Origin of the sequence: Marinibaculum pumilum (assembly GCF_042646425.1) — a bacterium.
GTDB classification, from domain to species: Bacteria; Pseudomonadota; Alphaproteobacteria; order Ferrovibrionales; family Ferrovibrionaceae; genus Marinibaculum; species Marinibaculum pumilum.
In genome coordinates, this window is sequence record NZ_JBHRTR010000035.1 from 76,831 (window position 1) to 87,348 (window position 10,518).

Below are 10,518 nucleotides of genomic sequence, written 5' to 3' on the forward strand. Positions count from 1 at the left end.
GACAGCGCCGGGGCCGTGGCAATGGATCAGGTCGGATCGGAACCGATGGAACGGCAGGCGCGCGTCGACATGGACCTCTCGATCAGCCGGCTCGATCCGGAATGGCAGGCCCTGCCGATCGCCGGTGGCGGGTCCGACGCGATCGACGGGCTGCTGACCCGGGCACTGGAAGCGGTCCTGGCCGGCACACCCCTGCCGGCCGGTCTGGCGGCGCGCGGCTGCGAGGTCTCGCTGGTGCTGACCGACGATGCCGGCATCCGTGAGATGAACCGCACCTGGCGCGGCATCGACAAGGCCACCGACGTCCTGTCCTTTCCGGGCGATGACGGCTTCGCCCCGCCGGAACAGCCACTGCCGCTGGGCGACATCGTGCTGGCGCGCCAGACCCTGCTGCGGGATGCCGCGGAGCTGCGGCGCGACCTGCCACATCATCTGAGCCATATTGCCGTTCATGGATTGCTGCATCTCCTCGGCTGGGACCACGAGGATGCGGCGGAGGCGGAGCTCATGGAGGCCCAGGAACGGCGCATCCTGGAACAACTGGGCTATGCCGACGAGATCGAGACGACCGGGGACAACGAGGAGGACGGCGGCGGCGGGACGCCGGCCTGAGGGCCGGCGGCGCGCAAGTCGCGCGGAGAGAGGAGAATGACGGACGCATCGGGCTGGAGCCCAGGCGGGAAGGACGAAGAGACAGGTGCGAACGGCGCGCGACCGGGAGAGGCCGGGCAGGGCGACGGCCGTGCCGGCGAACCGGGATACGAGAGCGGCGGCGGTGCCGGACTGGGCGCCCGGATCCTCGAGCTGCTTCGCGGCGTGTCGGGATCGGTCCGGCGCGACGAGGACCTGCGGCGCAGCCTGGAAGGGCTGCTGGACGAGAGCGAGACCGGGTCCGCGAACGCCGCCGACTATGGCGAGGCGGAGCTGATCCGCAACGCCCTGACCGTCGGGTCGAAGGACCTGTACGACGTGATGGTGCCGCGCGCCGACATCCGCGCGATCGATGCCGGCTCTTCGCTGTCGGAGACGGTGGCGGAACTGCGCGAGGCGGCGCATTCGCGAATGCCGGTCTATCGCGACTCCCTCGACGACGTGATCGGCATGCTGCACATCAAGGACATGCTGCAGTACTGGGGCCGGGAGGATGCCACCTTCGACATGTCCAAGGTGGTGCGCCGGGTGCTGTACGCGCCGCCCTCGATGCGGGTCCTCGACCTGCTGCTGGAGATGCGCGCCACCCGCGTGCACATGGCGATGGTGGTGGACGAATATGGCGGGGTCGACGGCCTGGTCACGATCGAGGACCTGGTCGAACAGGTGGTGGGCGAGATCGAGGACGAGCACGACAAGGTCGCCCGTCCGATGATCGTGGAGCGGCCGGACGGCAGCCTGGACGTCGATGCCCGTACCGAACTGGAAGAGCTGGAGGACAGGGTCGGCCTGGACCTGCTGGACGACGATCGCGACGAAGATGTCGATACGGTCGGCGGGCTGATCTTCGAGCTGTCCGGCCGGGTGCCGCAGCGCGGCGAGGTCGTGGAGCATGATTCCGGCCTGCGGTTCGAGATTCTCGATGCCGATCCCCGCAAGATCAAGCGGGTGCGCCTGACCGGCGAGGGCCTGGCCGTAGCCGGACGGCCCGACATTTCCGCCGGCGGCGGCGCGTGATCGGCCGGTTCCGGCCAGCCGGCCCAGGCAGAAGCAGGGACGGTGCCGGCGGTTCGTCCGTCGGCCGTCCGTCATGAGCCGCATCCGCGCGGCAGCGGCCGCGCTCACGCGGCTGAATCCCTGGCTGCGGCTGCTGCTGGCTGTGGTGGCAGGCGCCCTCCTGGCGCTGGCGCAGCCGCCGCTGTCGTTCTGGCCGCTGCTGTTTCCCTGCCTTGTGCTGCTGGTCTGGCTGCTGGATGCGGCCGGGACGGGCGCCTCGGGTGCCGTGCTGCGGCCGTCTGCCGCCCGCTGGTGGCGCGGCTTCATCCTGGTCGCCTTCCTCTGGGGCTATTTCGCCGCCGGCCTGTACTGGGTGGGCATCGCCTTCTTCGTCGATGCAGCACGCTTTGCCCTCCTGCTGCCGCTGCCGGTGATCGGCCTGCCGCTGCTGCTTGCCGTCGTGATGCTGGCGCCGGCGCTGCCCTTCCTCTGGCACTGGCCCTGGGATGCCAGGCGGGTCCTGCTGCTGGCCCTTGCCCTGGCCGCCGGCGACTATCTGCGCAGCTTCCTGTTCACCGGCTTCCCCTGGAACCTGTTCGGCTATGTCTGGCTGGGCGCCGATCCGGTGCTGCAGTCCGCGGGCTGGATCGGCATCCATGGCCTCGGCCTGCTGACCCTGGCCCTGGGCGGCATGCCGGCGATCCTGGCTGACCCCGTCGCGGCCGCGCCGCGCGGCGGCGCGGCGACCTGGCTCGCCGCGATGGCGGCCCTGTTCGTCGCTATCGCGGCGTTCGGAATCTGGCGGCTGGCGGCACATCCCGAGGCGCCCTTGACCGACCTGCGCCTGCAGATCGTCCAGGCCAACGTGCCGCAGAAGGAGAAATGGCATCCGGCCACCCGGGACAGCCATTTCCTGCGCAGCATCGCGCTGACCCGCGACGGACAGGCGGAAGCGGTCGACCCCGCCGCAGATGCGCCACCCGACCTGGTAATCTGGTCGGAAACCGCCGTGCCCTTCTTCCTGGCCAACGAACCGGCGCGACGGGCACAGCTGGCGGCGGCGGTGCCGCCCGGCGGGCGGATGATCGTCGGCGCCCCGCGCTTCGCGCGGACCGCTCCGGGCACGGAGGCGATGGTCTGGAACAGCCTGCATGTGGTCGGCCCGGGCGGCGGCATCCTGGCGACCTACGACAAGCGGCATCTGGTGCCGTTCGGCGAATTCCTGCCGTTGCGCGGCCTGCTGTCGCGGCTCGGGCTCGACAATCTCGCCCAGGGAGGCACCGATTTCACGACCGGCACGGTGCCGGGGGTGGTCGCCGCCTCCGCGGTCCCGCCGTTCCGCGCCCTGATCTGCTACGAGGGGATCTTCCCGGCCGAGATTTCCGAAGGGCCGCAACGGCCGGCCTGGCTGCTCAACATCACCAACGACGCCTGGTTCGGAGAGAGTTCCGGGCCCTACCAGCATTTCGGCATGACCCGCCTGCGCGCGATCGAACAGGGCCTGCCGGTGGTGCGTGCCGCCAATACCGGGATTTCCGCCATCATCGACCCCTATGGCCGGGTTCTGGCCCGGCTGGGCCTGGGCCGGACCGGCGTGCTGGAAGGCAGGCTGCCCGCACCGCTGCCGGTGCCGCCCCCCTATGCCCGTCTGGGAGACTGGCTGAGCCTGCTGCCGGTCCTGCTGGCTGTGGCGGCGCTTCTGCTCGCCGCGCCGCGCGGTATCCCGGGGCGCGGCCGGAGAGAATGAAGGACGGGATGCCGGAGGTGTCGGCGACTGTTCGCAGAGAAAATATCCACGCGGTGCATGAGCTGAATTGGAAATTTCCGCACGATGATCGGCAATTTTCCGTACTCGCCCACCTCTGGTCTGTTGACCGTGAAGTGTATGCCCCATAAATCCTCAACCGCGTCGGGCAGTAGCGTGTGGAACGCCCGTGAGAGGATTTTCAGTGGCACAGCGAAAGAACCCCGTAGACATGTATGTCGGCAACAGGCTGCGCTTGCGGCGCACCCTGAACGGCATGAGCCAGGAGCGTCTGGGTGAGGCGGTCGGCCTGACCTTCCAGCAGATCCAGAAGTACGAGAAAGGCGCCAATCGCATCGGCGCCTCCCGCCTCTATCAGTTTTCCCAGATTCTGAGCGTGCCGCCCTCCTTCTTCTTCGACGGCATCGCGGAGCATCTGCAGGCACCGGAAGAGGCATTTATCGGGACCGGCCTGAAGGAGGTCCCGCAGCCACTGCAGCAGGCGAACGGCGAGGATGCCGAGCGCGATCCGCTCAGTTCGCGCGAGACGCTGGAGATGATGCGGGCTTTCAACCGGATCTCCGACCCCTCGGTGCGCAAGCGCATTTTCGAGCTGTGCAAGGCGGTTTCCGACAAGGAGCCGGAGGAAGAGGAAGGCCGCGGTAGGCGTGGCCGGAAGCGGATGGTGGCGCGTCGCTGAGAGGCGGCGCGCAGCCCTGTCCTGGGGTCCTGCGGGGCGGCCGGGCGCAGGCCCGGAAGCCCTGCGGCGCCTTGACCCTTGCAGCGATACGCGCAATAACCCCCCCGCGCTCTGCCAAGGGCAGGGCGAGAACCGGGCAGGGTGCCCGGCCGCCTTTTGTCGCATTCACGACGCGACAGTGTCCGCTGTGCCGGTCGGGAGGGCGCATGTCTTCCCGGGCATATCGACGGCAGGTGCGGCGCCGGTCGAGCCGGCACCGCAACGTCGCGGCTTTCCGACACTGAAGTGCTCGGCACGACGACATGCAGTGGAACTGCCGCTCGCATGGCCTGTCGTGAGGGATCCTTTGGCGCTCGCCGCGGCAGGCACCGGCCAGCCGCGCTGACCCATCCCGGGGGTGGCGACAGGTAGGCTGCCGGACATGGTCCGGCGGCTGCCGGATCATGGCGGCTGCACCCCGCCGCGGCGCGAAACGGCTTTGCGCCTGGATCCGCTGCGACCGCCGACGCGGTCGCACGCGATCCTGTGGCAGCGCTGTTGGACGTCACCGGGCCCCGAAACGAACGAAGGAAGAGGCGATGACGAATTCTTACCTGTTTACCAGCGAGTCCGTGTCCGAAGGCCATCCCGACAAGGTATGCGACAGGATCTCGGACGCCGTCGTCGATGCCTTCCTGGCAACGGAAGATCCGCTGGTCCGGGTCGCCTGCGAGACCCTGGTGACCACCAACAAGATCGTTCTCGCCGGCGAGGTGCGCGGTCCGCAGGAGCTGGTCGACAAGGACGGCCGGATCAACAAGGACCGGATGGTCGAGATCGCCCGCAACAGCGTGAAGGCGATCGGCTACGACCAGGACGGGTTCAGCTGGAAGACGGCGGATATCGACGTCTACCTGCACGGCCAGTCGGCCGATATCGCGATGGGCGTCGATGCCTCCGGCAACAAGGACGAAGGCGCGGGCGACCAGGGCATCATGTTCGGCTTTGCCTGCGACGAGACCGAGAATCTGATGCCGGCGCCGATCGAATATTCGCACCGCATCCTGCAGCGCATGGCGCAGGACCGCCATTCCGGCGCGCAGCCGAAGTTCGGCCCGGATGCGAAGAGCCAGGTCACCCTGCGCTACGAGAACGGCAAGCCGGTCGGCTGCACCGCGGTCGTGGTCTCCACCCAGCATGCCGAGGATGTCGACACCGCGGCGGTGCGCGAGATGGTGCGGCCCTACGTCCAGGAAGTCCTGCCCGAGGGCTGGATGCCGCCGGAGGATGAGTTCTACGTCAATCCCACCGGGCGCTTCGTGATCGGCGGCCCGGACGGCGATGCCGGTCTGACCGGCCGCAAGATCATCGTGGACACCTATGGCGGTGCCGCGCCGCATGGCGGCGGTGCCTTCTCCGGCAAGGACCCGACCAAGGTCGACCGTTCCGCCGCCTATGCGGCACGCTACCTGGCGAAGAACGTCGTCGCCGCCGGCATTTCCGACAAGTGCACGATCCAGCTGTCCTACGCGATCGGCGTATCGAAGCCGATCTCGGTCTACGTCAACCTGCACGGCAACGGGCAGGTGGCCGAAGAGGCGGTGTCCAAGGCCCTGCAGCAGCTGGTCAATCTCAGCCCGCGCGGCATCCGCGAGCATCTGTCGCTGGTGCGGCCGATCTACGAGCGGACCGCCGCCTACGGCCATTTCGGCCGCACGCCGGGCAGCGATGGCAGCTTCTCCTGGGAGCGGACGGACATCGCCGACAAGCTGAAGGCGATGCTCTGATCGCATCCGGCCTGCAGGGATCCGGCCGGCCCGGATCGCCGGCGCGCGCTTCGGCGTCGCGCCCCGGCGGTCCGGGCCGCGTCTTTTCCAGAGGATGCCTCTGTTCACGATGCCCGATGGCGATCGTCAGTTCTATGGCCGGCGGCACGGCAAGAAGCTGCGGCAGAACCGGGCCGAACTGCTGCACAGCCTGTTGCCGCGGATCGCGGTGCCGGCGGAGGCCGCATGCTTTGCCGGCCCTGCCGGCGAAGCGGGCCCGGCCGTCGACCCGCGCCGCTTCTTCGACCGGCCGGTCCGCCAGGTCTGGCTGGAGATCGGCTTCGGCGGCGGCGAGCATCTCGCCGCGCAGGCGGCCGCCCATCCCGATGTCGGGCTGATCGGGGCGGAACCCTATATCAATGGCGTGGCGACCCTGCTTTCGGCGGTGGCGCGCGACGGGCTGCCGAACATCAGGGTGCTGGCCGACGATGTCCGGCCGCTGCTGTCGCGCCTGCAGCCGGGCAGCCTGGACCGGGTGTTCATCCTGTTTCCCGATCCCTGGCCGAAACTGCGCCACCAGCGCCGCCGCATCGTGAATGCCGAGGTGCTGGACTGGCTCGCCGCGGCGATGGCACCCGGCGCGGAGCTTCGCCTGGCGACCGACCATATGGACTATGCGCGCTGGATGATGGCGCATCTGGCCCGCCATCCGGACTTTGCCTGGACAGCGGAATCGGCGGCCGACTGGCGGCAGCCGCCGGCGGACTGGTGCGCCACCCGCTATGAGCGCAAGGCCCGTTCCGCCGGCGCGCGTCCGGTGTTTTTGCTGTTCCGGCGCCGGGCTGCGGCTTGAACTCCGGCCACAGACCGGTAATATTGGTACAAGCCGACGATTAGCTTCCTCGTGCGCAGGCAGCATGCGCCTGCGGCCGTACGGTCCGGACCCGCTGCGGGAACGGACCGGCGCCGGCCGCAAAGCTGGATCCGACCGGGCCGGGCCCGATCGGGCCGGCCCGCACCGATGGTGCGGAAGGGCGGGACCGACAGGTCCGACGACCCTGCGGCATTGTCGCTAGCGCGCGGAGGAGGAAGGTCGGGCCTCCGGTGATGTTCGTTGAGATGAGCGTCGCGGGGCCGGTTCGGATCGCGCTGCGGATTGTCCGCCGGCCGCGTTCCCGGACCGGTTCGCGCGGCATGTTGTTTTTGGTTTGCTGTATCGGACCTGCAGGGTCCACCGGCCATGGCCGGGCGCGGACTGCGGCGCAGGGCGAGACGGCGGGAATGGCGGCGCAGGTAGCATGGGCCGCGACGCATGATTGAAGGCGCATGGAAATAACGGAACGGGTCGACGCGCTGATCAGGCCAAGCCTGGAAGACATGGGCTTTGACCTGGTGCGGGTGCATTTCTCGGGCGGCGGTCGCGCTGTCCTGCAGGTGATGTGCGAACGGCCGGATGGCAGCATGACCCTGGACGAGTGCGCCGAGGTGAGCCGCACCGTTTCGGCGCTGCTCGATGTCGAGGACCCGATCCCGGGCGCCTACGAGCTTGAGGTCTCGTCGCCGGGGATCGATCGTCCGCTGACCCGGCTGGGGGATTTCGACCGTTATGCCGGGCACGAGGCCAAGGTGGAACTGGCGGTTGCCGTGGAGGGCCGCCGTCGGTTTCGCGGGATCGTGAAGGGAACGAGCGGCGACGAGGTCGTGATCGCCGTCGAGAACGGAGATGTCGCGCTGCCCTTTTCGCAGATCAGGGCGGCAAAGCTGGTGCTGACCGACGCGCTGATCGCCGCCCATGCGGCAGCGCATCCGCAGGATGGCGGACCGGGCGACGGCACCGGTGCGGGACAGGAAGAGGAATAGATGGAACAGGTCACCAGTCTGAACCGATTGGAGCTCCTGCAGGTCGCCGATGCCGTGGCGCGGGAGAAGGCCATCGAGCGCGACATCGTGCTGGGCGCCATGGAAGAGGCGATCCAGAAGGCGGCGCGGTCCCGCTACGGCCAGGAGAACGACATCGTCGCGGAAATCGATCGCAAGTCCGGCGAGATCCGGCTGGCCCGCCACCTGGAGGTGGTCGAGGAGGTCGAGAACGACGCCCAGCAGATCCGCGTGGAGGATGCGCTGGCGCGCAATCCGGACGCGCAGGTCGGCGACTTCATCAGCGAGCCGCTGCCGCCGCTGGATTTCGGGCGGATCGCGGCACAGACCGCCAAGCAGGTGATCGTCACCAAGGTCCGCGAGGCCGAGCGCGCCCGCCAGTACGAGGAATACAAGGACCGGATCGGCGAGATCGTGAACGGCCTGGTGAAGCGGGTCGAATACGGCAATGTCACCGTCGACCTGGGGCGGGCGGAGGCGGTGCTGCGGCGGGACGAGCTGCTGCCGCGCGAGACCTTCCGACAGGGCGACCGGGTGCGGGCCTATATCTACGACGTGCGCGAGGAGCCGCGCGGCCCGCAGATCTTCCTGTCGCGGTCGCATCCGCTGTTCATGTCGAAGCTGTTCGCGCAGGAAGTGCCGGAAGTCTATGACGGCATCATCGAGATCCGCGAGGTGGCGCGCGACCCGGGCAGCCGCGCGAAGATCGCGGTACTGTCGAACGACAGCTCGATCGATCCGGTCGGCGCCTGCGTCGGCATGCGCGGCAGCCGCGTGCAGGCGGTGGTAAACGAACTGCAGGGCGAGAAGATCGACATCATCCAGTGGTCGCCGGACCCCGCGACCTTCATCGTCAATGCCCTGGCCCCGGCCGAGGTTGCGAAGGTGGTGCTGGACGAAGATGCGCAGCGGGTCGAGGTGGTGGTGCCGACGGACCAGCTGTCGCTGGCGATCGGCCGCCGCGGCCAGAACGTCCGCCTGGCCTCCCAGCTGACCCACTGGGAGATCGACATCCTCACCGAGGAAGAGGAGAGCGAGCGCCGGCAGAAGGAGTTCCGCGACCGCAGCCAGCATTTCATCGACACCCTGGAGGTCGACGAGATGGTCGCGCAGCTGCTGGTGACCGAGGGTTTCGCGGATGTCGAGGATGTCGCCTATGCCTCGATCGACGAACTGGCTTCGGTGGAAGGCTTCGACGACGAACTGGCTGAGGCGCTGCACGAGCGCGCCGAGGAATATCTGGAGCGCATGGACGCCGAGCTGACGTCCAAGCGCCAGGAACTCGGCGTGACGGACGAGGTGGCCGAGGTCGCCAACATGTCGCCGGCAATGCTGGTCCGGCTGGGCGAGAACGGTGTGAAGACCCTGGACGACCTGGCGGACCTGGCGGGCGACGAGCTGGCGGAGCTGCTGTCGGACTGGGAGGTGTCGATCGACGACTGCAACGCCATCATCATGGCCGCGCGGGCGCATTGGTTCGACGACGAAGAGGCCGACGGCGAGGCGCAGGCGGGCGACGGCGAGGCCGGCAGCGCGGCGGCGGACGAGGCGGCAGAGGAGCCGGCGGACGGGCAGCGTCCGCAGGACTGACCGGCGGGCAGGACCGAGACGGAGAGATGCCCCGACCGCGGGAGGTCGAAATGCCGGAACGGCGCTGCATCGTCAGCGGTGAGCGCAGCGATCCTGCCGGCCTGCTGCGCTTCGTTGCCGGGCCGGACGGCACGGTGGTGCCGGACCTGGACGGCGATCTTCCGGGGCGCGGCCTCTGGGTCTCGGCGCGACGCTCCGCGGTGGCGGAGGCGGTGCGACGCAACGCCTTCTCCCGCGCGGCCCGGCAACGGCTGCATGCCGACCCGGAGCTGCCGTCGCTGGTGGCGGAGCTGCTGCGACGCCGGTCGCTGGCGCGGCTGGGGCTTGCGCAGCGCGGCGGCACGGTCGTCACGGGCGCGGACAAGGTGCGCGACTGGGTGACCCGGGGGCGTGCCGGACTGCTTCTGCAGGCCTGCGACGGGGCGGCCGACGGCCGGCGGCGCCTGGCGCATCTTGCACAGGCCCTGCCGCTTGTGGCCTTGTATGCCGGGCCGGAGTTGAGTTTGGCGCTCGGCCGGGAAAATGTGGTACATGCGGCCATCGCGGCGGGGGGCGCGGCCGATCGGATCCTGCAGGATGCGCGACGTCTGCTGAGCTACGAGGAGCGCGGCGAGGACGGCGCGACCCTGCTTTCCGGCACCGGCGCGGGGATCCGCCTGCCGGATGCCGGCGGCGGGACGGACGCGGGCCGCGACGGGGACAGCTCTCCCGATGGAGGGCGGGCCACGGAGGACGCTGCTGCGGGAGCTGCACCGTCGACACGGAGATGAGCGTCGGTCCGGGCCGGATGGCCGCAACTGACGGATAGCACCCGCGGCCGGACGGGCCGCCGGGATCGGTTCACCGGATGGCTCCGCAGCGCGGCGTCGGGCAGCCACCATGAGACGACCTGATGGGTCGATCGGACACCAGATGGACGACCAGAAGAACACAGACGATCAGAAGACCTTGTCGGCCGGGAAAGGGAAGCGGTTGCAATTGAAGCGTAACGTCGAGTCAGGACAGGTTCGCCAGAACTTCAGCCACGGTCGGTCGAAGACCGTGCAGGTGGAAGTGAAGAAGACGCGGAGCGCGAAGAGCCGCAGCATCGCCGAAGGCGGCGTGGCCAAGCCATCCGTGGCGCCGACCCTGAAGCCGAGCGTGCGCCCCGCCGCATCCGCCGCGCCCGCAGCGAAGCCGGCCGCCGCGACCGAGGCGCCCGCCGCGCCGGCACC

10 protein-coding genes are annotated in these 10,518 nt (G+C 69.3%); all 10 read left to right on the forward strand.

Annotation, left to right across the window (positions count from 1 at the left end; all coding sequences use genetic code 11):
- The first annotated feature begins 45 nt into the window (after nt 1-45).
- Nucleotides 46-612, forward strand: coding sequence for an rRNA maturation RNase YbeY (gene ybeY, locus ACFOGJ_RS22390; RefSeq protein WP_379904781.1), 567 nt, complete (start codon nt 46-48; stop codon nt 610-612).
- Nucleotides 613-648: 36 nt separating this feature from the next.
- Nucleotides 649-1,668, forward strand: coding sequence for a hemolysin family protein (locus tag ACFOGJ_RS22395; protein WP_379904783.1), 1,020 nt, complete (start codon nt 649-651; stop codon nt 1,666-1,668).
- A gap of 73 nt (nt 1,669-1,741) precedes the next feature.
- Nucleotides 1,742-3,394 (forward strand): apolipoprotein N-acyltransferase, encoded by a 1,653-nt coding sequence (gene lnt, locus ACFOGJ_RS22400; protein WP_379904785.1) that lies wholly within the window; start codon nt 1,742-1,744, stop codon nt 3,392-3,394.
- A gap of 202 nt (nt 3,395-3,596) precedes the next feature.
- Complete coding sequence (locus ACFOGJ_RS22405; RefSeq protein ID WP_379904787.1) at nt 3,597-4,091, forward strand: helix-turn-helix domain-containing protein; 495 nt, start codon at nt 3,597-3,599, stop codon at nt 4,089-4,091.
- Nucleotides 4,092-4,669: 578 nt separating this feature from the next.
- Entirely contained in the window at nt 4,670-5,857 is a 1,188-nt protein-coding gene (gene metK / locus ACFOGJ_RS22410; protein ID WP_379904789.1) for a methionine adenosyltransferase, read from the forward strand.
- A 109-nt stretch (nt 5,858-5,966) separates the two neighbouring features.
- Entirely contained in the window at nt 5,967-6,689 is a 723-nt protein-coding gene (trmB, locus tag ACFOGJ_RS22415) for a tRNA (guanosine(46)-N7)-methyltransferase TrmB (protein ID WP_379904791.1), read from the forward strand.
- Between the two features lie 473 nt (nt 6,690-7,162).
- Entirely contained in the window at nt 7,163-7,696 is a 534-nt protein-coding gene (rimP, locus tag ACFOGJ_RS22420) for a ribosome maturation factor RimP (RefSeq protein WP_379904793.1), read from the forward strand.
- Nucleotides 7,697-9,304: a transcription termination factor NusA gene (gene nusA / locus ACFOGJ_RS22425; protein WP_379904795.1), complete on the forward strand. Its 1,608-nt coding sequence runs from the start codon at nt 7,697-7,699 to the stop codon at nt 9,302-9,304.
- Between the two features lie 26 nt (nt 9,305-9,330).
- A complete protein-coding gene (locus ACFOGJ_RS22430; protein WP_379904797.1) occupies nt 9,331-10,074 on the forward strand; it encodes an RNA-binding protein in 744 nt (247 codons plus the stop codon).
- 142 nt (nt 10,075-10,216) lie between these two features.
- Nucleotides 10,217-10,518: translation initiation factor IF-2 associated domain-containing protein (locus ACFOGJ_RS22435; protein ID WP_379904799.1), on the forward strand; the 302-nt coding region annotated here is incomplete at its 3' end.